General features: G+C 63.9%; 19 protein-coding genes. 12 read left to right on the plus strand and 7 right to left on the minus strand.

Annotated elements, in window-relative coordinates; all coding sequences use genetic code 11:
• Positions 1-32: 32 nt before the first annotated feature.
• Positions 33-866, plus strand: a complete 834-nt coding sequence (gene tauD / locus ACLEJW_RS06240; protein ID WP_145184009.1) for a taurine dioxygenase — start codon at positions 33-35, stop codon at positions 864-866.
• 75 nt (positions 867-941) lie between these two features.
• On the opposite strand, the gene betT is transcribed toward tauD, so the two are convergent.
• A complete protein-coding gene (gene betT / locus ACLEJW_RS06245; RefSeq protein WP_178108300.1) occupies positions 942-2,903 on the minus strand; it encodes a choline transporter BetT in 1,962 nt (653 codons plus the stop codon).
• Positions 2,904-3,204: 301 nt separating this feature from the next.
• Positions 3,205-4,137, minus strand: coding sequence for a serine O-acetyltransferase EpsC (gene epsC, locus ACLEJW_RS06250; RefSeq protein ID WP_145184018.1), 933 nt, complete (start codon positions 4,135-4,137; stop codon positions 3,205-3,207).
• Positions 4,138-4,409: 272 nt separating this feature from the next.
• On the opposite strand from epsC, the gene tcyJ reads away from it, so the two are divergent.
• The 9 genes from tcyJ (at position 4,410) to ACLEJW_RS06295 (ending at position 13,233) form a co-directional block, all read left to right on the plus strand.
• Positions 4,410-5,204 carry a cystine ABC transporter substrate-binding protein gene (gene tcyJ, locus ACLEJW_RS06255; RefSeq protein WP_440777241.1) on the plus strand — a complete coding sequence of 265 codons (795 nt, stop codon included), beginning with the start codon at positions 4,410-4,412 and terminating at the stop codon, positions 5,202-5,204.
• Positions 5,201-5,869, plus strand: coding sequence for a cystine ABC transporter permease (gene tcyL, locus ACLEJW_RS06260; RefSeq protein ID WP_145184023.1), 669 nt, complete (start codon positions 5,201-5,203; stop codon positions 5,867-5,869). Before tcyJ ends, tcyL begins: the two co-directional genes overlap by 4 nt.
• A gap of 2 nt (positions 5,870-5,871) precedes the next feature.
• Positions 5,872-6,633, plus strand: a complete 762-nt coding sequence (gene tcyN / locus ACLEJW_RS06265; protein ID WP_313295423.1) for an L-cystine ABC transporter ATP-binding protein TcyN — start codon at positions 5,872-5,874, stop codon at positions 6,631-6,633.
• Between the two features lie 172 nt (positions 6,634-6,805).
• On the plus strand, positions 6,806-8,047 hold the full coding sequence (locus ACLEJW_RS06270) for an SfnB family sulfur acquisition oxidoreductase (protein ID WP_145184029.1): 1,242 nt from the start codon (positions 6,806-6,808) through the stop codon (positions 8,045-8,047).
• 75 nt (positions 8,048-8,122) lie between these two features.
• Complete coding sequence (locus ACLEJW_RS06275) at positions 8,123-9,304, plus strand: SfnB family sulfur acquisition oxidoreductase (protein ID WP_145184032.1); 1,182 nt, start codon at positions 8,123-8,125, stop codon at positions 9,302-9,304.
• Positions 9,304-10,695: an LLM class flavin-dependent oxidoreductase gene (locus ACLEJW_RS06280; protein ID WP_440777242.1), complete on the plus strand. Its 1,392-nt coding sequence runs from the start codon at positions 9,304-9,306 to the stop codon at positions 10,693-10,695. The genes ACLEJW_RS06275 and ACLEJW_RS06280 overlap by 1 nt, the downstream gene beginning before the upstream one ends.
• Positions 10,688-11,488 (plus strand): MetQ/NlpA family ABC transporter substrate-binding protein, encoded by an 801-nt coding sequence (locus ACLEJW_RS06285; RefSeq protein WP_313454993.1) that lies wholly within the window; start codon positions 10,688-10,690, stop codon positions 11,486-11,488. Before ACLEJW_RS06280 ends, ACLEJW_RS06285 begins: the two co-directional genes overlap by 8 nt.
• 1 nt (position 11,489) lies before the next feature.
• Positions 11,490-12,599, plus strand: a complete 1,110-nt coding sequence (locus ACLEJW_RS06290) for a methionine ABC transporter ATP-binding protein (RefSeq protein ID WP_440777243.1) — start codon at positions 11,490-11,492, stop codon at positions 12,597-12,599.
• Complete coding sequence (locus ACLEJW_RS06295) at positions 12,589-13,233, plus strand: methionine ABC transporter permease (RefSeq protein WP_145184043.1); 645 nt, start codon at positions 12,589-12,591, stop codon at positions 13,231-13,233. Before ACLEJW_RS06290 ends, ACLEJW_RS06295 begins: the two co-directional genes overlap by 11 nt.
• A 14-nt stretch (positions 13,234-13,247) precedes the next feature.
• Here ACLEJW_RS06295 and dibA read toward each other — a convergent pair whose 3' ends face one another.
• Positions 13,248-15,143 (minus strand): phosphodiesterase DibA, encoded by a 1,896-nt coding sequence (gene dibA, locus ACLEJW_RS06300; RefSeq protein ID WP_440777244.1) that lies wholly within the window; start codon positions 15,141-15,143, stop codon positions 13,248-13,250.
• A 147-nt stretch (positions 15,144-15,290) separates the two neighbouring features.
• On the opposite strand from dibA, the gene desA reads away from it, so the two are divergent.
• Positions 15,291-16,475: a delta-9 fatty acid desaturase DesA gene (gene desA / locus ACLEJW_RS06305; protein ID WP_313454988.1), complete on the plus strand. Its 1,185-nt coding sequence runs from the start codon at positions 15,291-15,293 to the stop codon at positions 16,473-16,475.
• Between the two features lie 143 nt (positions 16,476-16,618).
• Positions 16,619-17,599, plus strand: a complete 981-nt coding sequence (locus ACLEJW_RS06310) for a GGDEF domain-containing protein (RefSeq protein ID WP_313454986.1) — start codon at positions 16,619-16,621, stop codon at positions 17,597-17,599.
• A 15-nt stretch (positions 17,600-17,614) separates the two neighbouring features.
• Here the strand turns inward: ACLEJW_RS06310 and ACLEJW_RS06315 are convergent, their stop codons facing one another.
• The 4 genes from ACLEJW_RS06315 to ACLEJW_RS06330 all read right to left on the minus strand — a co-directional run bounded on the left by ACLEJW_RS06315 (position 17,615) and on the right by ACLEJW_RS06330 (position 23,816).
• Complete coding sequence (locus ACLEJW_RS06315; protein ID WP_440777245.1) at positions 17,615-18,862, minus strand: HDOD domain-containing protein; 1,248 nt, start codon at positions 18,860-18,862, stop codon at positions 17,615-17,617.
• A gap of 138 nt (positions 18,863-19,000) precedes the next feature.
• Positions 19,001-20,278, minus strand: a complete 1,278-nt coding sequence (gabT, locus tag ACLEJW_RS06320; RefSeq protein ID WP_440777246.1) for a 4-aminobutyrate--2-oxoglutarate transaminase — start codon at positions 20,276-20,278, stop codon at positions 19,001-19,003.
• Positions 20,279-20,459: 181 nt separating this feature from the next.
• Positions 20,460-21,902, minus strand: a complete 1,443-nt coding sequence (gene gabD, locus ACLEJW_RS06325; protein ID WP_145184060.1) for an NADP-dependent succinate-semialdehyde dehydrogenase — start codon at positions 21,900-21,902, stop codon at positions 20,460-20,462.
• A 237-nt stretch (positions 21,903-22,139) separates the two neighbouring features.
• Positions 22,140-23,816 (minus strand): aryl-sulfate sulfotransferase, encoded by a 1,677-nt coding sequence (locus ACLEJW_RS06330; protein ID WP_440777247.1) that lies wholly within the window; start codon positions 23,814-23,816, stop codon positions 22,140-22,142.
• Positions 23,817-23,832: the final 16 nt, after the last annotated feature.

Here is a 23,832-nt window from a genome sequence, read left to right on the forward strand (position 1 = left end):
TTCCCTGACCCAAGCTGATTGAAGAGACCGCCATGAGCCTGACCATCACTCCCCTGAGCCCTGCGCTCGGTGCGCAGATCAGCGGCGTGGACCTCAGCCGCGAGCTGAGCGACGCGCAGCGCGATGCCATCGAGCAGGCACTGCTTGAGCACCAGGTGCTGTTCTTCCGCGACCAGCCCATCGAGCCGCAGCAGCAGGCACGCTTTGCCGCCCGCTTCGGCGACCTGCACATTCACCCGATCTACCCGAACGTGCCGCAAACGCCCCAGGTGCTGATCCTCGACACAGCAGTCACCGACGTGCGCGACAACGCCGTATGGCACACCGACGTCACTTTCCTGCCGACCCCGGCACTGGGCGCGGTGCTCAGCGCCAAGCAGCTCCCTGCGTATGGCGGTGACACGTTGTGGGCCAGCGGCATCGCGGCCTTCGAGGGCCTGTCGGCGCCGCTGCGCGCGTTGCTCGACGGCCTCACCGCCACCCATGACTTCACCAAGTCGTTTCCGCTCGAGCGCTTCGGCACCACACCCGAAGACCTGGCGCGCTGGGAGGCGACCCGGCGCAACAACCCGCCGCTGTCCCACCCCGTGGTGCGTACCCACCCGGTCAGCGGGCGCAAGGCGTTGTTCGTCAATGAGGGGTTCACCACCCGTATCAACGAGCTGAACGAGCTGGAGAGCGAAGCACTGCTCAAGCTGCTGTTCGCCCATGCGACGCGGCCGGAGTACAGCATCCGCTGGCGTTGGCAGGAGAACGACGTGGCGTTCTGGGACAACCGCGTGACCCAGCATTTTGCCGTCGATGACTACCGGCCCAATCGGCGGGTGATGCATCGCGCCACCATTCTGGGCGATGCACCCTATTGAAACGTCTGGGCGAGGCCGCGAAGGGGCCTCGCCGCAGCGGTCGGTGCAGGGGGCCGCAAAACGGCCCCCGAGGCTCTAGCGCACCAGGTGCAGGAACTGCATGTGCCGTTCGTACTGATCGAGGATGTCGTTGATGATCTGCTCCTTGCTGTAGCCCACCAGATCGTAGTTCTGGCTGCCTTCGCTCAGGTGCACCTCGGCGCGGTAGTAGCGGCGGTTCTTCAGCTCCTGCGAGCCGATCCCACCCAGGGCGAACGACGGCGTGAAGTAACCGCGCATCTGCACCTGGTAGATGAACGGCTGCTCCTCGCCATGGCCGACCTTGAGGCTGACGTTGTCATGGCTTGGGTCATCCTGGGTCACCAGCACCAGGCCTTTCTGCTCGAATACCTCGCGCACCTCGGCAATCGCCGGGCGCACCACGTCATCCATGAAGCGGTACACCTCATCGCGCGAGGGGAAGTACACCGCCTGGCTCAGGCGCTGACGCCAGCCACCACGGCCGCGGCGGGTCTGGGCGAACGGCGCCAGCGAGTGCATCTGCGCGATCTGCCGCTGGCCTTCGAGATAGAACGCCTTGTGCAAACCCCACATCATGCACAGCAAGATCAACGAGAACGGCAGCGAGGTCAGCACCACCGCCGATTTCAGCGAGTCGATGCTGCCGGCGAACAACAGCCCGCTGGTGATCAGCGCAGTCATCGCGCCCCAGAAGATGCGCAGCCAGTTCGGCCCGTCTTCGTCGGCATCGCCACCCTTGGCCGACAGCGTCGACAGCACGACGGTGCCGGAGTCGGCGGACGTGACGAAGAACACGAAGCTGATGAACACCGTCACGGCGATCACGGCCTTGCTCCACGGGTAGGTTTCCAGCAGCAGGTACAAGCTCATCGACGGGTTGTCCAACGCCGACTGGCCAAGCGCGGTCAGGCCGTGGTTGAGCACCTGGTCCAGCGCGCTGTTGCCGAAGATCGACATCCACGCCAGGGTGAAGCCCAACGGAATCAGCAACACGCCGAAGACGAATTCACGAATGGTGCGGCCACGCGAGATGCGCGCAATGAACAGCCCCACGAACGGCGCCCAGGCAATCCACCAGGCCCAGTAGAACACCGTCCAGCCACCCAGCCAGTCGCGCTGCTCACCGTAGGCGTAGACATCGAAGCTCTTGCGCGGCAACGCGCCGAGGTAGTCGCCCAGGTTCTGGATCAGGGTGTTGAACAAGTGTTGGGTCGGCCCGGCGAACAGCACGAACAGCAGCAGCGCACAGGCCAGGAACAGGTTGATGTCGCTCATCACCCGCACGCCCTTTTCCACCCCGGCTACTGCCACGGCCACCGCTGCCCCCATCATCAGCGCGATCAGCGTCACCTGCACCCACTGGCTGTGGCTGATGCCGAACAGGTAGTCCAGGCCGGCATTGAGGTGCAGCACCCCAAAGCCCATGTCGGCGCCCAGGCCGAACACCGTGGCGATGATACCGAAGCCGTCCACCGCATAGCCGATCGGGCCATTGATGCGCTTGCCGATCAGCGGGTACAGCGCCGAGCGCAACGCCAGCGGCAGGTTATGCCGGTAGGCGAAATAGGCCAGGGCCATGCCAACGAAGGCGAACACGCCCCAGCCATGCAGGCCCCAGTGCAGGAACAGGATCTGCATGGCCTGGCGCCCGGCCTCGGCAGTGCCGCCCTCGCCCTGAGGCGGGGTGAGCATGTGGGTCAACGGCTCGGAAACGCAAAAGAAGAACAGCGTGATGCTGATGCCGGCAGCGAACAGCATGCCGGCCCACGACAGGTAGCTGAATTCCGGCTCGTCATGATCTGCGCCGAGCTTGATCTTGCCATAGCCCGACAACGCCGTGACCACCACGAATACCAGGTACAGACTCATGGCCAGCATGTAATACCAGCCAACCGTATTGGCCGCCCAGTTTTGCGCGGCCATCAGCCACTGCCCGGCAGCCTCCGGGAAGGCGATCACGATCAGGCCAAAGAGCAGAATGAAGCTTGCCGCGAAATAGAACACCGGCGGGTTCATGCGGACCTTGCCAGCGGCAAGGGAAGAAGACGGTGCACTCATGAATCAGGCACCTCGTCGCTCGACGTGAGGTTCGGAATAAACGGGTTCAGCAAAGGAATCCTCCTGTTGAACACCGGCAACGGACCAGCGTTATTTTTAGTTGAACAAGCGTTCAAGTTAAACATGGATTGTCGGACATTGCTAACCGAGGCGCCGACCGGTGACTGCTGCGACAGTCAGATCCCGGCCACAGCAGTGCTGCACGACGCACACGACGTTGCGCAGAAACTGCTTGAGCAGAGAGGCTGTGCCAGCGGCTTCAGTGTTTGTCCTGACAATCGAGCTGAAGGTTCGCTTGAGTGATGTTGCTGTCGGCCGGCACGCTGCGGGTCAGCCAGACGTTACCGCCGATGGTGGACCCTTTGCCGATGGTGATGCGCCCCAGAATGGTCGCCCCGGCGTAGATCACCACGTCGTCCTCGACGATGGGGTGGCGCGCCAGGCCTTTGTGCAGCGTGCCGGATTCGTCGCTCGGAAAACGCTTGGCGCCCAGGGTGACCGCCTGGTAGATGCGTACCCGTTCGCCAATGATCGCGGTTTCGCCGATCACGACGCCGGTACCATGGTCGATGAAGAAGCTGGGGCCGATCTGCGCGCCAGGGTGGATGTCGATGCCGGTGGCAGAGTGCGCCAGCTCCGAGCTGATCCGTGCCAGCAGCGGCAGGCCGGCGCGGTACAGGTGGTGAGCCAGACGGTGGTGAATGATCGCCAGAATGCCCGGATAGCACAGCAGCACCTCATCGACGCTGCGCGCGGCCGGGTCGCCGTGATACGCCGCGAGCACATCGGTGTCGAGCAACACGCGCAGGGCTGGCAAGGCGGCGGCGAAATCCTGGACCAGGCGCAGGGCCTGGGCGTCGATACTGGCGGTCTCTTCCTTGCTCTGGCGCGCGGCATATCGCAGCTCCAGGCGCGCTTGGGTCAGCAGCGACGTCAGCGCGGTATCCAGGGTATGGCCGACGTAGAAATCCTCGCTTTCTTCGCGCAGGTCAACCGGGCCCAGGCGCATCGGGAACAACGCCCCGCACAATTGTTCGAGAATCTGCCGCATGGCCTCGCGCGAGGGCAGCTCGCGCCCGCCTTGCTCGCCAATGCTGCGGCCATTGCGGCTACGCCATTGCTCACGGGCACCGCGCAGGCCATTGACGATACTGTGCAACTGCCAATGGGCAGATGTGGGTTGTTCGCTCACGGTCTTCTCCTGGCTCTGTAGGCCAACGTTTTTTCGACAAACCAATCTACGGCAAATTCGTCCCTTGGAAAAAACAACGCTTTATTCCATTCTTCGCCAACCCCGGCATAAGGCCGCCATGACGACGGCAGCAACCTGGCCTACCCTCATAGCAAGGTGCGTCCGATATACCAATAGCGGGAATAACAAAATGCTTTTTTAGTATTTCCTGGCCTATCCGGCCGCCCATATAGTCGCCACCCACTACTTTCACAACAAGCGCGGGGCCTGACATGTCGAAATTCGCCAAACCGCTACTCAACGCCAGCCTGGCCATCCTGCTGGGCACCGGCCTGCTCGGCCAGGCCTTCGCCGGCGAGCAGCTCAAGACCATCCAGGAAAAAGGCGTGATCAACGTCGGCCTCGAGGGCACCTACCCACCGTTCAGCTTCCAGGACGAAAACGGCAAGCTGACAGGCTTCGAGGTTGAGTTGTCGGAATTGCTGGCCAAGGAGCTGGGGGTCAAGGTCAAGGTGCAGCCGACCAAATGGGACGGCATTCTCGCCGCGCTGGAGTCCAAGCGCCTCGACGTGGTCATCAACCAGGTCACCATCTCGGATGAGCGCAAGAAGAAATACGATTTCTCCGAGCCCTACACCATCTCCGGCATCCAGGCCTTGATCCTGAAGAAAAAGGCCGATCAGCTGAACATCAAGACCGCGCAGGACCTGGCTGGCAAGAAGGTCGGTGTAGGCCTGGGCACCAACTACGAGCAGTGGGTCAAGCAGGACGTGCCCAAGGCCGAGGTGCGCACCTATGAAGACGACCCCAGCAAGTTCGCCGACCTGCGCAATGGCCGCATCGACGCCATTCTGATCGACCGCCTGGCGGCCCTGGAATACGCGCAGAAAGCCAAGGATACCGAGCTCGCCGGCGAGGCCTTCTCGCGCCTGGAAAGCGGCGTGGCCCTGCGCAAGGGCGAGCCTGAGCTGCTGGCGGCGATCAACACCGCCCTCGACAAGCTCAAGGCCGACGGCACGCTGGCCAAGCTGTCGGAAAAATATTTCGGTGCTGATGTCACCCGATGATCCCTGAGAGCCTGCAACTGGTTGCCGATTCTGCGCCCTTTCTGCTCAAGGGCGCAGGTTACACGGTCCTGCTCAGCGTCGGCGGCATGTTCTTCGGCTTGCTGCTGGGCTTTGCCCTGGCGCTGATGCGCCTGTCGAAGATCTTGCCGCTAGACTGGCTGGCACGCCTCTATGTGTCTTTTTTCCGCGGCACGCCGTTGCTGGTGCAGCTGTTCGTGATCTACTTCGGCATGCCGCAGATCGGCATCGAACTCGACCCGATTCCGGCGTCGCTGATCGGCTTGTCACTCAACATGGCGGCGTACGTCTGCGAGATCCTGCGCGCGGCGATTGCCTCGATCGATCGTGGCCAGTGGGAAGCTGCCGCCAGCATCGGCATGACCCGCACTCAGGCCATGCGCCGCGCGATTCTGCCCCAGGCCCTGCGCACCGCACTGCCGCCGCTGGGCAACAGTTTCATTTCACTGGTCAAGGACACCGCGCTGGCGGCGACCATCCAGGTGCCCGAGCTGTTCCGCCAGGCGCAGCTGATCACGGCGCGCACCTTCGAAGTGTTCACCATGTACCTGGCCGTGGCAGTGATCTACTGGATTCTCTGCAGCATCCTCGCGCACTTTCAGAACCGCATGGAAGCGCGCGTCAACCAGCATGACCGGGAGCAATGAACATGATCGTCGTCAAAGGCCTGACCAAGCAGTTCAAAGGCCAGGTCGTGCTCAACGGTATCGACCTGACCGTGCAACCGGGCGAGGTCGTGGCGATCATCGGCCCCAGCGGTTCGGGCAAGACTACCTTCCTGCGCTGCCTGAACCTGCTGGAAACGCCGGATGCCGGGCAGATCCAGATCGGCGCCATCAGCATCGATGCCGATCGGCCGCTGGGCGCGCAGCAAAGCGCCATCCGCCGCTTGCGCCAACAGGCCGGCTTCGTGTTCCAGAGTTTCAACCTGTTCCCGCACCGCACCGCGCTGGAAAACGTCATCGAAGGCCCGGTGATCGTCAAGAAGACGCCCCGCGCGCAAGCGCTGGAGCTGGGTCGCCAGCTGCTGGCCAAAGTGGGCCTGGCGGGCAAGGAAGACGCCTATCCTCGGCGCCTCTCCGGCGGCCAGCAGCAACGGGTGGCGATTGCCCGGGCGCTGGCCATGGAACCTGAGGTGATCCTCTTCGACGAGCCGACCTCGGCGCTCGACCCGGAACTGGTGGGCGAAGTACTGGCGACCATCCGCGGGTTGGCCGAAGAACAGCGCACCATGATCATCGTCACCCACGAGATGAGCTTTGCGCGCGACGTGGCCAATCGGGTGATCTTCTTCGACAAAGGCGTGGTGGTCGAGCAAGGCGAGGCCAAGGCATTGTTCGCAGCGCCCAAGGAAGAGCGCACGCGGCAGTTCTTGCGCAAGTTCCTGGGCACCACGGCGGCGCCGGACTGAACATTGCCCGGGGTCGCTGCATCGACCGCAGATCCCTCTTCTAACCATATTCCAAAGCGTTAGTTCATAAACCTTTAATAAGCCATTAGGGTATATACACCGGACCACCGGACCAGCACATGCCTGTCGCCATCAGCTGAAGCGACGCAACCATTTGTGAGGTTCGGTTCTGATGACCACCCAGCCCAATACCCTGTTCCACAGCGATCTCGACAGCTCGCCCCTGCTGCTCCCGGCCAAGGTGCTGCGCAATGACGCACAAGCCCTGCAAGCCGCTCGAGAGCTCGCTGCCAGTGCTCGCCAGCACGCCGCCCAGCGTGACCGTCAACGCAAACTGCCCTGGGCAGAAATCGAACAGTTCACCCGCAGCGGGCTGGGCAGCATCAGCGTGCCCAAGGCCCATGGCGGCCCCGACGTATCGTTCGAAACGGTTGCCGAGGTGTTTCGCCTGATCAGCGCTGCCGACCCGGCCTTGGGGCAGATTCCGCAGAATCAGTTCGGCATGCTGCAACTGTTGCGCCTGACCGCCACCGAGGCCCAGCAAGCGCGGATCTTTCGCAGCGTGCTGGACGGCTGGCGCATCGGCAACGCCGGCCCCGAACGCGGCACCAAAGACACCCTGACGCTCAAGGCGCGGATCACCCGCAGCGGCGACGGCTATCGCATCAGCGGTGAGAAGTTCTACTCCACCGGCGCCCTGTTCGCCCATTGGGTGGCGGTCAAGGCGCTGGACGACGAAGGCCGCCAGCGCCTGGCTTTCGTCCGCCGTGGCAGCCCTGGGCTGCGCATCGTCGACGACTGGTCGGGCTTCGGCCAGCGCACCACCGCCAGTGGCACCGTGCTGCTCGATGACGTGCCGGTGGAGGCAGAGCTGGTCATCGACAATTGGCGCCAGCGTGAGATTCCCAACATCCAAGGCGCCGCCTCGCAATTGATCCAGGCGGCGATCGATGCCGGCATCGCCGAAGCGGCCATCGCCGACGCCATTGCCTTCGTACGGGAAAAATCTCGCCCGTGGATCGATGCCAATGTCCAGCGCGCCAGCGACGATCCCTATGTGATTGCCGACATCGGCCGACTGCAACTTGAACTGCATGCGGCCCAGGCACTGCTGCGCAGAGCCGCGCGGGTGCTCGATGAGGTCAACGCCGGGCCGATCGACGCCGCCTCGGCAGCGCGGGCCTCCATCGCTGTGGCCGAGGCCAAGGTGTTGACCACCGAGGTGTCGTTGCAGGCCAGCGAAAAGCTTTTCGAGCTGGCCGGCAGCCGCGCAACCCTGGCCGAGTTCAACCTGGACCGGCACTGGCGTAACGCACGGGTGCACACCCTGCACGACCCGGTGCGCTGGAAGTACCACGCGGTCGGCGCTTATTACCTCAACGGCACCCTGCCCGCCCGGCATTCCTGGATCTGAATCGAAGGTCCTGGGGCGGCGGCGGTACAGCTTCTGTGCAAGCAGCCCGGCAGCCCCACGACCGTGGAGAACAGCATGACAATCTCGGTTATCAGCAACGACAGCCAGGCCCTGGCTGCCGCCGAACACATCGCCCAGCAACTCAGACGCGACAGCGCCCTGCGCGACCGCGAGCGGCGCCTGCCCCACGCCGAGCTGGAACTGTTCACCCGCTCAGGCCTGTGGGCCATCAGCGTGCCGAAAGCGTTCGGCGGCGCCGGCGTATCCAGCGTCACCCTGGCCCAGGTCATCGCCCGCATCGCCCAGGCCGACGCCTCTCTCGGCCAGATTCCGCAGAACCACTTCTATGCCCTCGAAGTGCTGCGGGTCAACGGCAGTGCCGAGCAGCAACGGCGCCTGTATGCCGAGGTACTGGCTGGCCGCCGATTCGGCAACGCCCTGGCCGAACTGGGCACCAAGACCGCCCACGATCGCACCACCCGCTTGACCCGCGACGGCAGTGGCTACCGCATCAACGGGCGCAAGTTCTACGCCACCGGTGCCCTGTATGCCCAGCGCATCCCCACCTCGGTAATCGACGAGCAGGGCCGCCAGCAGCTGGCCTTCGTGCCTGCCGACAGTCAGGGCCTGCAAGTGATCGATGACTGGAGCGGGTTTGGCCAGCGCACCACCGGCAGTGGCTCGGTGGTGTTCGACGACGTATGGGTCGAGGCCGACGATGTGGTGCCGTTCGAGAGTGCTTTCGAGCGGCCGACGCCGGTCGGTCCACTGGCGCAGATTCTCCATGCCGCCATCGACACCGGTATCGCCCGCGCCGCGCTGGACGATGCGCTGAACTTCGTGCGCACGCGCAGCCGACCGTGGGTCGACGCGGGCCTGGACAAAGCCAGCGATGACCCGCTGACGTTGAAGAGTTTCGGTCAACTGGTGATTCGTCTGCATGCCACCGAAGCATTGCTCGAACGCGCAGGCGAATACCTTGACCGCGCCCAGGCCCAGAGCGATGCCGACAGCGTCGCCGCAGCGTCGATCGCCGTGGCCGAGGCGCGCGCGATCAGCACCGAGATTTCCCTGGCCGCCAGCACCACGCTATTCGAACTGGCCGGCAGCCAGGCCACCCTGGCCGAGCACAACCTCGATCGCCACTGGCGCAATGCCCGCGTCCATACCCTGCACGACCCTGTGCGCTGGAAGTACCACGCCATCGGCAACTACTACCTCAACGACGAGAAGCCGCCACGCCGAGGGACCCTCTGATGGCCAAGCAGATTTTGCTCAACGCCTTCAACATGAACTGCATCGGCCACATCAATCATGGGCTCTGGACCCACCCGCGCGACACCTCGGCCGAGTACAAGACGCTGCGCTACTGGACCGACCTGGCGCGCCTGTTGGAGCGTGGGCTGTTCGATGGCCTGTTCATCGCCGACATCGTCGGCACCTACGATGTCTATGGCAAATCCCTGGACGTGCCGCTCAGGGAAGCGATCCAGGTGCCGGTCAACGACCCGTTGCTGCTGGTGTCGGCCATGGCTGGCGCTACCCGTCACCTGGGCTTTGGCCTCACCGCCAACCTGACCTACGAGGCGCCCTACCTGTTCGCCCGGCGCCTTTCGACCCTCGACCACCTGAGCGACGGTCGCATCGGCTGGAACATCGTCACCGGTTACCTCGACAGCGCCGCGCGCGCCATGGGCCTGGCCCAGCAACCGGAACACGACCGGCGCTACGACCAGGCCGATGAATACCTGCAGGTGCTGTACAAACTGCTCGAAGGCAGCTGGGACCAGGACGCCGTGGTCAACGACCGCCAGCGCCGGGTGTATGCCGAGCCAGGCAAAGTGCACAAGGTCCGCCACCAGGGCGAGTTCTACACCGTCGAGGGTTACCACCTGTGCGAGCCCTCGCCGCAGCGCACCCCGGTGCTGTTCCAGGCCGGCAGCTCGGCGCGTGGCCTGGCCTTCGCCGGCAACCACGCCGAGTGCGTGTTCATCAGCGGCCAGGACAAGCCGGCCACGCGCGCCCAGGTCGACAAGGTGCGCGCGGCGGCCAGGGCCGCTGGCCGCGACCCGCATGCGCTGAAGGTATTCATGGGCATCACCGTGGTGGTTGCGGCCACCGAGCAGCAAGCCCAGGCCAAGCACGCCGAGTACCTGCGCTACGCCAGCGCCGAGGCCGGGGTGGCGCACTTCGCCGCGTCCACCGGCATCGACTTCGCCGCCTATGAACTGGACGAGCCGATCGGGGCCAACCAGGGTAATGCGATCCAGTCGGCGACCCGCCAGCTCCAGGAAAACCCCTGGACCCGCCGGCGCCTGCTCGAGCAGCACGCCCTGGGTGGGCGCTATGTGACCCTGGTCGGCGCGCCCGAGCAGGTAGCCGAGCAGCTGATCGCCTGGATCGATGAAACCGGACTGGACGGCTTCAACCTGACCCGCACCGTCACGCCGGAAAGCTACGAGGATTTCATCGACCTGGTGATTCCGCAGTTGCAGCAGCGGGGCCGCTACAAGACTGCCTACTGCGAGGGCACCCTGCGCGAGAAGCTGTTCGCCAGCGACCATCCGTACCTGCCGGCCGACCACCCCGGCGCCGGTTATCGCACCACCCACACCCCTGCCCCGACTGGAGCCCTGCACCATGCTTGAACGACTGATTCGGCCCGTCGCGGCCATTGCATTGAGCCTCGGCCTGACAGCCAGCGCCCTGGCCGCCGAACCGCTGAAGATCGGCACTACCTCGGCGTTCGCCATTCCCTTGGAAGCGGCGGTCGAAGAAGCGCACAAACAAGGTCTGGAAGTGAAGCTGATCGAGTTCAGCGACTGGATCGCGCCCAATGTCAGCCTCAACAGTGGCGATATCGACGTGAATTATTTCCAGCACATTCCCTTCCTGGAAAACGCCAAGGCCGCTGCCGGCTTCAAGCTGGTGCCCTATGCGCCGGGCATCATCAACAACGTCGGCCTGTATTCGAAGAAGTACCACAGCTTCGACGAGCTGCCGGTCGGTGCCAGCGTGGCCATCGCCAATGACCCGATCAACAGCGGCCGCGGCCTGCAGTTGCTGGCCAAGGCCGGGTTGATCAGCCTCAAGCCAGGCGTCGGCTACAAGGCTAGCGAAGACGACATCGTCGCCAATCCCAAGCAGCTGAAGATCCTTCAGGTCGAGGCGGTGCAATTGGTCCGCGCCTATGACGATGCCGACCTGGTCCAGGGCTACCCGGCCTACATCCGCCTGGCCAACAGCTTCGATGCCACCTCGGCGCTGCTGTTCGACGGCCTGGAGAACAAAGAGTACGTGATCCAGTTCGTCATTCGCCCGCAAAGCCAGGACGATCCACGCCTGGCCAAGTTCGTCGACATCTACCAGCATTCGCCTGCAGTGCGTGCAGCGCTGAACAAGGCCCATGGCAACCTCTACCAGGCCGGCTGGGAAGGTTGACATGAGCCAGGCCAACGCGCTCAGGGCGCCTACCCCGCAACCGACCCGCAGCAGCGCCCGGCAACAGGCGCTGCGCCCAGAGGTCAACGATGCCCATGTGCGCTTCATCGGCCTGGGCAAGACCTATCCCGGCCAGCCGCAGCCCGCGCTGCAGGGCATCGATCTGAACATCCGCCGTGGCGAGATCTTCGGCATCATCGGCCGCAGCGGCGCCGGCAAGTCGTCGCTGCTGCGCACCATCAATCGCCTGGAGCAGCCGAGCCAGGGCCGCGTACTGATCGACCAGGTCGACATCGCGGCATTCGACGAGGCGCGTCTGGTCACCCTGCGCCGACGCATCGGCATGATCTTCCAGCATTTCAACCTGATGTCGGCCAAGACAGTCTGGCAGAACGTCGAGCTGCCCTTGAAAGTGGCCGGCATGGCCAAAGCTGAGCGGCGCCGCAAGGTGCAAGCGCTGCTGGAACTGGTGGGTTTGCAGGACAAACACCAGGTTTATCCGGCGCAGCTGTCAGGCGGCCAGAAACAGCGCGTCGGCATCGCGCGGGCATTGGTGCACGACCCGGACATTCTGCTGTGCGATGAAGCCACCTCGGCGCTGGACCCGGAAACCACTGCCTCAATTCTCGAATTGCTGCGCGACATCAATGCGAGGCTGGGCCTGACCGTGGTGCTGATTACCCATGAAATGGCGGTGATCCGCGATATCTGCCACCGCGTGGTGGTGCTCGAGCGCGGTGCGGTCGTGGAGCAGGGTGATGTCTGGCGCGTGTTCGGCAGCCCACGGCATGAGGTGACGCGCACGCTGCTCGCGCCGTTGCAGGCCAGGTTGCCGGCAGCGTTGCAGGCCAGGCTGCAGGGCAGTCCCTCCGCCCAAGGCAGTGCCGTGGTGCTGAAACTGAGCGTGCTCGGCGAGCCGCCATTGTCCGAGCTGTTCGCTGACCTGGGTGGGCGCGTGCACCTGCTGCAAGGCGGCGTCGAGAGCATCGGTGGGCATGTGCTTGGGCAATTGATCCTGGCGGTAAAGGATTCACCGCACCTGCCTGCGCGGTTGCTCGAACGCGCCCGCAACTGGGCTGAACACGCGGAGGTACTCGGCCATGTGGATTGACCGCTTGCTCGAAGGGCTGCTCGACACGTTGCTGATGGTTGGCGTGTCTTCACTGGTCGCGTTGCTGGTGGGCGTACCGATGGCTGTGCTGCTGGTGACCAGCGACAAGGGCGGCATTTATCAGGCGCCGCTGCTCAACCGCGTGCTGGGCGCCTTCGTCAACCTGTTCCGCTCGATCCCGTTCCTGATCCTGATGGTCGCGCTGATTCCCTTCACCCGCCTGGTGGTGGGCACCACCTATGGCGTGTGGGCCGCAGTAGTACCCTTGACCATCGCCGCCACGCCGTTTTTCGCGCGCATTGCCGAGGTGAGTCTGCGCGAGGTCGACCACGGCCTGGTGGAAGCCGCCCAGGCCATGGGCTGCCGGCGCTGGCACATCGTCTGGCATGTACTGCTGCCCGAAGCGTTGCCGGGCATCGTCGCTGGCTTCACCATCACCTTGGTGACGCTGATCAACTCATCGGCCATGGCCGGGGCGATCGGCGCCGGCGGGCTGGGCGACATCGCCTATCGCTACGGCTATCAGCGCTTCGACAGCCAGATCATGCTCACCGTGATCGCCATGCTGGTGGCGTTGGTAGCGTTGATCCAGCTGGGCGGCGATCGCCTGGCCAAAGGTCTGAACAAGCGTTGAGTCGTGCGCGGCCATCAGCCCCACTGCAGATCCGCAGCGGGCACCGGCCGGCCGAACCAATAACCCTGGCCCAGCTGGCATTGCTGCTCGAGCAGAAAACGCGCCTGCTCAGCCTGCTCGATGCCCTCGGCGTGCACCTGCATGCCCATGCTGTGCGCCAGCGCGATGATCACCCGCACGATGGCGACATCGTCCTCGTCCAGCGGTAGCCCGGCGACGAAGCCCTGGTCGATCTTGAGTTTTTGCACCGGCAGGCGCTTGAGCCGCAGCAGCGACGAGTAGCCGGTGCCGAAATCGTCGATGGCCAGGTTCAGACCCAGTTCGCGCAAACGATGCAACTGCTCGAGCGCTGCCTCAGGGTCTTCCATGACTGCGCTTTCGGTCACCTCCAGCTCCAGCAAGGCCGGGTCCAGGCCAGTTTCGTGCAACGCATCGGCCACTTGCCGGTACAAGGCATGCTGGCCGAACAGCCGGCTGGAGATGTTCACCGCCACGAAGGTCAACGCCCGCCCATCCTGCTGCCAACGCACCATCTGCCGACAGGCTTCGCGCAGGACCCAGGCATCGATCTCGGCGATCAGCCCGGTTCGTTCGGCAATCGGGATGAATTCGCCCGGCGGCACCAGCCCGCGCTCGGGGTGCTGCCAGCGCACCAATGCCTCGACCCCGACGATCTGTGTGCTGAACAAATCGTGCACCGGCTGATAGAACACCCGCAGTTCGTCGGTGGCCAAGGCGCGGCGCAGCTCGCTGGCGGTTTCTACCCGGTGTTGGGCATGGGCGGTCAACTCCTCGGTGTACAACGCATAGCAGGCGCGGCCGTTGCCCTTGGCCTTGAACAACGCCGAGTCGGCATTGCGCAGCAGCTGCTCGGCGCTCAAGGCGTCGTTGGGGAACAGGCTGATACCGACACTGGCGCTGATGAACAGCCGGTGGCCATCGAATTCGAAGGGCTCGCGCATGCGCTCGATGATGCGCTGCGCCAATTTGCCGGCCTGGCCGACCTGATGACAGTGTTCGGCAAGCACGCCGAATTCATCCCCGCCCAGGCGCGCCAGGGTCACGTGGGTGCCGACGGCATCGAGCAAGCGCTCGCCGACCAGCTTGAGCAATTGATCGCCGACGGTATGGCCGAGGCCATCGTTGATACTCTGGAAGTGGTCCAGATCCAGCAGCAACAAGGCGCAGCCGCGCTTGTTGGCCTGCGCCGCCGCCAATGCCTGCTCGACCCGATCACTGAACAGCAAGCGGTTCGGCAGACCGGTCAGCGGGTCGTGGTGCGCCAGGTAGGCCAGCTCTTTTTCCGAATGCTTGATCGCACTGATGTCGCTGAACACCGCCACGTAGTGGCTGAGCTCACCGTCGTCATCGCGAATGGCGCTGATGGTTTGCCACTGCGGGTAGATCTCGCCACTTTTGCGGCGGTTCCAGATCTCGCCGCTCCATTCGCCCTGTTCCGCCAGGGTCGCGTAGATCGCCTGATAGAACGGCAGACCATGGCGCCCGGACTTGAACTTGCTCGGGCGCTGGCCGAGGACCTCGTCCTGCTGATAGCCGGTGATGCGCATGAACGCGCGATTGACGTGCACGATCAGGCCTTGGCGGTCGGTGACCAGCACCCCTTCGAGGGTGCTGTCGAACACCGCGGCAGCCATGCGCAGGCGCTCGCGGTCCTCGCTGCGCAGGCGCGCGCCGATACCGATGAAGGTGAGCAGACGGACTCGCGAGACGTAGATCAGCAGCGCACTGATCAGCACCCAGACCACCACATTGATCTGCCGTCCCACGGTCAAAGCCAGGGGATCGTCAGACATACTGCGCAGGACCACCTCGGCCAGCGCCAGCCAGAGGAACGAGAGCACCACGTAGAGCGCTGCCATGCGCATGGCGTCGCGAACGGAAACAGACATGTCGGGGGGAAAAGCCCATAAAAAAGAATGGGGCATTATAAAGGCTGAAACATGCCGTGACTTCCTATCTGAAAGGGTGACTGGTTTTATTTCCCTGCCAAGGGATAATCACCTTTTTCCCCTGCATCGCCGAGGGCATCTACACCTATGTGGTACAACGGTCTGCTCGACTTGTCGGCCTGGCAACTGGTTGGCGTCACCTTGCTGATGACTCACGTGACCATCGTCAGCGTCACCATCTACCTGCATCGCTATTCCGCCCACCGCGCCCTCGAGCTCAACGGCGCGCTCAAGCACTTCTTCCGTTTCTGGCTGTGGCTGAGCACCGCGCAGAACACCCGCGAATGGACGGCCGTGCACCGCAAGCACCACGCTAAGTGCGAAACCGCGGACGACCCGCACAGTCCGGTATACAAAGGCCTGGGCACGGTGCTGCGCAAAGGCGCCGAACTTTACCGGGAAGAGGCAGCCAACCCCGAAACCCTGCGCATCTATGGCAAGAACTGCCCGGACGACTGGATCGAACGCAACCTGTACTCGCGCTTCAAGCTGGGCGGTATCGCGCTGATGGCGGTCATCGACCTGCTGCTGTTCGGCACCATCGGCATCACCATCTGGGCGGTGCAGATGATGTGGATCCCGTTCTGGGCCGCCGGGGTGGTCAACGGCCTGGGTCACGCCGTCGGCTATCGTAATTTCGAGTGCCGCGACGCCGCCACCAACCTGGTGCCTTGGGGCATCATCATCGGCGGCGAAGAGCTGCACAACAACCATCACACCTACCCCAACTCGGCCAAGCTTTCGGTCAAGCGCTGGGAGTTCGACATGGGCTGGGCCTGGATCCGTGTGCTGAGTTTCCTGCGCCTGGCCAAGGTGCAGCGGGTCGCGCCGATCGCCCACCGCGTCGAAGGCAAGGCCAGCCTGGACATGGACACGGCCATGGCGATTCTCAATAACCGCTTCCAGATCATGGCCCAGTACCGCAAGCTGGTGATTGGCCCGCTGGTCAAGCAGGAACTGGCCAAGGTCGATGATTCGGTACGCCACCGCTTCCGCCGGGCCAAGCGCCTGCTGTCGCGCGAAACCAGCTTGCTCGAAGACCGTCACCACCTGCGCATCGAAACCATGCTGGCCCACAGCCAGGCCCTGAAGACCATCTACGAGAAGCGCCTGGCGCTGCAGCAGATCTGGGCGCGCACCAGCGCCAACGGCCACGACATGCTCGCCGCGATCAAGGACTGGGTACACGAGGCCGAGGCCAGCGGCATCCAGTCGTTGCGCGACTTCGCCGAGCAACTGAAAACCTATTCCCTGCGCCCCACCGCGGGCTGATCACCGCTGATCGGCACGCCCTGCAATGGGGCGTGTCACTGGGAACTTCCGCTTTGAAAATCCACTCAAAATCGGCATATCGCCCCGCGTGGCGGGCCGGTTAATGGCCGCGCGCCTCATCGTTGAGATCCTGCTCCGTGCACATGGCCAAGACTCCCTCGTTGTCAGGTACCCCGCCGCCTGAAGCTGCGCAAACGTTGCTCGCCCTGCTCCACGCCCAAGGCGAAGTCGCGCGCCTGAGCGAACGTGAACAGCTGTTCAGCGCCTTGCTCGACAGCGTCAATGCCGTGCTGTGGGCCTTCGATTGGGAAACCCGCCAAGTGCTGTATGTCAGCCCGGCCTACGAACGCATCTTCGGCCGCCCGGTGAGCCTGGTGCTGGCCGACTTCAATGAATGGCGCGACAGCATCTACCCCGACGACCTGGAATTCGCCGAAAACACCCTTTCGCAAGTGCTGGTCAAAGGCGCCGTGGAAGACCGCGAGTACCGCATCATCAACGCCAGCGGCCAAGTACGCTGGCTCAGCGACAAGTGCTACATCAACCAGCACCGCACCGGCGAGCGGGTGATCATCGTCGGTATCGCCGAGGACATCACCGAAAAGAAGCAGTTGGAGGGCGAGTTGCATCGCCTGGCGACCACCGACGTACTGACCCAGACCAGCAATCGCCGGCATTTCTTCGAATATGCCCAGCAGGCCTTCGACAGCGCGCGCCAGAACGGCGCGCCGCTGGCTTTTCTGCTGCTGGACATCGATGATTTCAAGCGTATCAACGACACCTACGGCCATCAGCAGGGCGATCAGGTACTGCAGCGCGTGGCTGAAAGTGGCCGGGCGGTGCTGCGCCGTGGCGACATGTTCGGGCGCATTGGCGGTGAGGAGTTCGCTGCCGTGTTTCCGGGGTGCAGCGCGCAGTTGGCCGAGCAGATTGCCGAGCGCTTGCAGCGCGAAATCCAGCGCCAGGTTTTCAACCACGGCGAGCAGACCTACAACGTCACGGTAAGCCAAGGGCTGACCGGCCTCACTGATGCCGACGAGTCGCTCGATACCCTGTTCGCCCGCGCCGATGCGGCGATGTATCAAGCCAAGCGCCAAGGCAAGAACCAGATCGTCCTGGCTTGACCGCCACGCGCCGGCTCAGGCGTCTGGCTCGCTAGCCTCATGCGCGCCATGGGTGTGCTGCGTGTCGACCTTGCGCAGTCGACCCAGCTCGGGCATGCCCATGCGCAGCAAGCGCGCTGTCTTGTTGCTGGCGATCTTCTCCAGCCCCTGATCCGCTGGCAGACGCGCCAGTTGCCCAGCCAGGTTCATGGCCAGGATCTCTCGGGAATACACCCCGCCACCCAGCTGATAGATCGCCGCGATCAACTCGCGCAGGCTCAACGGCAAGCGCCAGCGGGTGCGTAGCGCCGAACCGAACGCTGCGCCGAACTCACTGAGCGCCTGCTGCACATCGCGCGGCCCCAGCTCACCACCGGCCAAGCGCCACTCCTGCAGACAGCGCAGCACCGCCAAGTCACCCAGGCAATGCAGCAGCCCCGCGCAATAGCAGCGCTCCTGATCGACGTCGAGCAGGCGTGCCAGCGAGCGGGCGTATTCGGCAGTGTGCAGCGACAGGTTCCAAAAATGGGTGGCGTGCTCGGTCAGCAGCGGGTCACTCAAGCGCGCGCTGCGCTTGAGGGTCAGGCCCAGGATGAGATTCATGCTCTGGGTACTGCCGAGCTTGTGCAACGCCTGCATCAAGGTTTGCACCGGCGCCTCGCGGTGCAGGGCAGCGCTATTGGCCGCGGCGATGAGCACGGCAGTGATCTGCGGATCGTCGCCGACCTGCTCGGCGAGCACCTTGAGGTCCAGCCCGCCAGGATTGAGTGCACGCTTGATGGCTTGCTGGACATCGGCGAACAACGGCCCGCCATCGGCATTGGCCCGACGCTGCTCCAGGTAGGACGGCAACTGCGCGCCGGGCTGCAAAGGCGGCACCGGACAGGCGACTTGCTGGCCCACCGCGAGCAGCAGTTGCTCAAGGCTCTTGCGCAGTTTTTCCAGGTTCAACGGCTTGCTCAGGTAGGCCGTCGGGTGCAATGGCAGCGCCTCGCGCACGCTGGCGCTGTCACTGCGACTGCTCATGAGAATGAACGGCAGGCCTGGGCCCTTGGCGCGTACCTTGCGCAGCAGGTCCAGGCCATCGAACCCGGCCAGCTCGCGGGCAGCGATGATCAGGTCGGGCTTGCTCGCCAGTGCGGTGAGTGCCTGCGAGCCGTCGGCGCACACCTGCAGGCGCGCATCGCAGCGCACGCTGAGGAGCATTTCGCTGAGCATCTCGCGCACCCAAGGGTCACCTTCTGCGATGAGCACGCAAGGGGGTGCGATATCTGCAGCGTTCATGGCCAACTCCTGAATGTCCCTGTCCTACCAGGCCCTGTCACCGTGCAAGGCCGATCCCTTGCCAACCATAGCGCCAGCGGCCGGCACTGGGCATAAAAAAAACCCGCCTAGGCGGGTTTTTTTGTGACGCAGATCACATCAGCCGAGTTCAGCGAAGCACTCTTCGATGATGGCCAGGCCTTTCTCCAGCAGAGCGTCTTCAGCGGTCAGCGGGACCAGAATACGCAGGACGTTGCCGTAGGTGCCGCAGGACAGCAGGATCAGACCCTTGTCGCGCGCCTTGGCCACGACTTGGGCAACGGCAGCTGCGTTCGGGGTATGGGTACCTTTCTCGAAGACTTCGACAGCGATCATCGAGCCCAGGCCACGCACGTCACCGATGATCGGATGCTTGTCCTGGATCTTGCGCAGGCCCGCGGTCAGCAGCTCACCGACAGCCTTGCTACGGTCCAGCAGCTTCTCTTCTTCGAACACCTGGATAACGGCCAGAGCCGCAGCGCAGGCGATCGGCGAGCCGGCGTAGGTGCCGCCCAGGCCGCCTGGCGCAATGGCGTCCATGTACTCGGCCTTGCCGCACACACCGGCCAGCGGGAAGCCGCCAGCGATGGATTTGGCGAAGGTGGTCAGATCAGGCGCGACGCCCATCTGCTCCATGGCGAAGAAGGTGCCGGTACGGCCAGCGCCGGTCTGCACTTCGTCGGCGATCAGCAGGATGCCGTGCTTGTCGCACAGCTCGCGCAGGCGCTTCATCAGCTCTTTCGGCGCAGGCAGGAAACCGCCCTCGCCTTGCACCGGCTCCAGAATGATCGCAGCGATGTCACGTGGCTCGGCGTCGTTCTTGAAGATGCGCTCGACCGAAGCAATGGCGTCGTCGACGCTCACGCCGTGCAGCTCGCTCGGGAACAGGGCACGGAACACGCCGCCTGGCATCAGGCCCATGCCAGCGGAGTACGGCACGACCTTGCCGGTCAGGCCCAGGGTCATCATGGTACGGCCGTGGTAGCCGCCGGTGAAGGCGATCACGCCAGCGCGGCCAGTGGCGGCACGGGCGATCTTGACGGCGTTCTCGACGGCTTCGGAGCCGGTGGAAACCAGCAGGGTCTTCTTGTCGAAGTCGCCTGGGACCAGCTTGTTGATTTTTTCGCACAGCTCTACATAGGGTTCGTAGGCCAGCACCTGGAAGCAGGTGTGGCTGACTTTGGTCAGCTGCTCTTGCACCGCTGCTACCACTTTCGGGTGCAGGTGGCCGGTGTTGAGTACGGCGATGCCGCCAGCGAAGTCGATCAGTTCGCGGCCTTCAACGTCGATCACCGTGGAGTTCTTCGCCGACTCGACGAAGATCGGGTGGATCTGGCCTACGCCACGTGGGACGGCGGCTACACGACGTTGCATCAAAGATTCGTTGGTCTTGCTCATAATGCCCTCATTTGCGCCGATCAGCGGCGCTTTTATTCGGGGGTGGCCGGGTGGGCTCGCGGACAGTATTCGTTGATCGACTGCCGTGAACGCCCTGACCACCAGGTGCTGCGATGTCAAAAAAGCCAGCGAGACGTCGCTCTCGCGCCCCGCTGGCGAGGTAAAACGGTCTACCGGGTGATCAGACGCTGATGCACAGGTATTTGATTTCGAGGTAGTCCTCGATACCGTACTTGGAACCTTCGCGGCCCAGGCCCGAGGCCTTGATGCCGCCGAACGGCGCCACTTCGTTGGAGATCAGGCCGGTGTTGATACCCACCATGCCGTATTCCAGCGCCTCGGCGACACGGAACACACGGCTCATGTCACGGGCATAGAAGTACGAGGCCAGGCCGAACTCGGTGTCATTGGACATGGCGATGACCTCAGCCTCGTCCTTGAAGCGGAACAGCGGCGCCAGTGGGCCGAAGGTTTCTTCCTTGGCCACGGCTGCGGTCTTCGGCACGTCGACCAGAATGGTCGGCTCGAAGAAGTTGCCTTCGATCAGCTTGCCACCGGACAGAACCTTGGCGCCTTTGCCGACGGCGTCTTCGATGTGTTCCTGGACCTTGGCCACGGCCTTGCCATCGATCAGCGGACCGGTGGTGGTGCCTTCTTCCAGACCGTTGCCGATCTTCAGCTTGGCGACGGCTGCCGCCAGCTTCTGGGCGAACGCGTCGTAGACGCCGTCCTGCACGTAGATACGGTTGGCGCAGACGCAGGTCTGGCCGTTGTTACGGTACTTGGAGATGATCGCGCCCTCGACCGCCTTGTCCAGGTCGGCGTCGTCGAACACGATGAACGGGGCGTTGCCACCGAGCTCCAGGGAAACCTTCTTGATGTCCTTGGCGCATTCTTGCATCAGCTGACGGCCGATCTCGGTCGAGCCAGTGAAGGACAGCTTGCGCACCAGGGCGTTACCGGTCAGCTCGCCGCCGACTTCGCCAGCGCTGCCGGTCACCACGCTCAGCACACCCGCCGGGATACCGGCACGGTTGGCCAGCTCGACCAGGGCCAGGGCGGAGTACGGGGTTTGCGAGGCAGGCTTGAGCACCATGGTGCAGCCAGCGGCCAGGGCCGGGCCGGCTTTACGGGTGATCATCGCGGCCGGGAAGTTCCACGGGGTGATGGCCGCGGTAACACCGATCGGCTGCTTGATGACGATCAGGCGCTTGTCTGGCTGGTGGCCAGGGATGGTGTCGCCGTAGACACGCTTGGCTTCTTCGGCGAACCACTCGATGAACGAGGCGGCATAGGCGATTTCGCCCTTGGCTTCGGCCAGTGGCTTGCCCTGCTCGGTGGTCATCAGGCGGGCCAGGTCGTCCTGGTTTTCGATCATCAGTTCGAACCAGCGACGCAGCTTGGTCGAACGCTCCTTGGCGGTCAGTGCACGCCAGGCCGGCAGGGCCTTGTCGGCGGCTTCAATGGCGCGGCGGGTTTCCGCAGTGCCCATCTTCGGTACGGTACCGATGACTTCACCGGTGGCCGGGTTGGTCACATTGATGGTCTGGCCGCTGTCCGCATCCAGCCACTCACCGTTGATGAAGGCTTGCTGGCGGAACAACTGAGCGTCTTTGAGCTGCATGTCGGCTTCCCGAATTGTTGATTGTATGAAAAGCGCCCAACGCAGGGCATCGAGCGTTTGAAATCTCAAACGAATGCTAAGCGTGTGCTGGGGGGTTGGACAATAGCCTGTTCGAAAAAAAGAACGAACGGTTGAACACCCCGGCGCAGTTTCAGGATGCGCGCCGGCACCGGGAGAGGTTAGACGGGAGGCTTGAAACGTAGACAGGGAGGACCGAAGGCCCTCCCAAGCAATCCATCAGAACGCGCGCGCCACATCGATCACCAAGGCCCGGTAACCCACCGAGCCAGGTTGGCGACTGTGCACCTTCAGCTCCACCAGCACGTCCTGGGTGCCGCGACGCACCTCGTTGAGTACGGTCGTGGTGAGCTTCTCAGGGGTCAGGAAATCCACCGAGGCCGAATAGATGAACTGGGTATCGGTTTCAGGCCGGTACGCCACCACTGACGTGACCGGGCTGTACCACTGCTCGCCACGCTCCTTGCCGTACTCCCACACCTGCTCGACGGTGCCTTGGCCTTCGTCGATGCGGTACTCCACCGCGCGGCTGTAGTTGCCGCTGAGCTTGGTCGGGGCGAAGTCACGGCCCCAGCCATTGTCGAACACGGTCAACGTGCCTTTGCCGGTCAGCCAGGCGGTATGCTGCGTCCATGCCCAGTCGAAATCCGGCCCTCCCAGCGGGGTCAGTACCTTGTCGCGCAGCCGCTCGGGCCAGCCCTGAGGCGAGGCGAGAATCCACTTCACCTGTTTGTCGCGGCCAATCTTGACCACGCCTTGATGCCTGGCTGAAACGATGATGCTGTCGTCATCGGCGTCGTAGTCGATGGCGTTGACGTGCGCCCAGTTGCGCCCGGTGCCGACGCCCGGGGTGTCACCGAACGGCAGGTCACCCTCGGCCAGTTCGTTGGCCAGCCGGTCATCTTGCTTGGCCACCCCTGGCGGCAGCTGGATCGCAGCCTTGCCCAAGGTTTCCAGCAGGTCGCCGCGATAGGGGTCGAGGATCTGGTTCAGGTCCCAGAAATCGAGCACGTCACCGGTTTCATCGACTTCGATGATATGGTCGCGGATCGAGCGCACACGCTTGCCATCCGGGCGTCGATAGTCGCTGGTGCCGACCCGCAGCAAGTAGGTGCCGTTGGCGGTTTCGCGGATCTCGTGGGAGAAGTCGGCGAATTTGTCCGGCAGGTTGCGTTGCCAGATGCGCCGCCCCAGCAAGTCGTATTTCGAGTAGGTCTGGCCCTGCCCCCAGATCAGCTTGCCGTCGCGGGTCTGCTGGAAGCCCATGGTTCCGCCGAGGCCATCGCGGCGATTGGAGTCGTGAACCTGCTCGATATCCAGGTACCAGCGCACATCGCCATTGCTGTCGCTGATCCAGTTGCTGCCAACCTGGTCCCATTCGGCAGCGCCGCCCAGGCCGTTCCACTTGAAGGCGCGGCCACCGGGGATGTCGCCTTGCAGATGGTTGAACAGATACAGCCGTTGCTCGAAACCTGGCGCTACTGTCACCGGCTCCACTTCAGGCAGCGCGGCGGTCTGCCTGGCCACCACCGGCAGGCGCACGGCCGGGGCATAGATCTGGTACTCCTCGCGGATGCGCTCGTCGTCGAGCTTGTAGGTCACTTCGACCTGGTTGACGTAATCCGGGTACAGGCCGAATACCGGGATGCCGCCATAAGTCCATAGCGAGCGGTCCGACACGTCATAGGCAATGTCGACACCGCGCTCGCCTTTGCCGCGCACCCGCACATGGGCAACGCTCAGCCGGCGCCCACCGTCGCGGATGACCGCCGTCAGCGGCGCCAGGCGGTACGGGTTGACCACGACATCGCCGAGCAGCGCCTGGTCACGCGCGGGGACCTTGGCCGTCAGGCAGGCGCCTTCGGGGAGTACGGGATGTTCAGTCTTGGCATTCATGGCAACGCTCCTTTTT

The organism is Pseudomonas sp. SMSB3, assembly GCF_052041965.1.
Lineage (GTDB): Bacteria > Pseudomonadota > Gammaproteobacteria > Pseudomonadales > Pseudomonadaceae > Aquipseudomonas.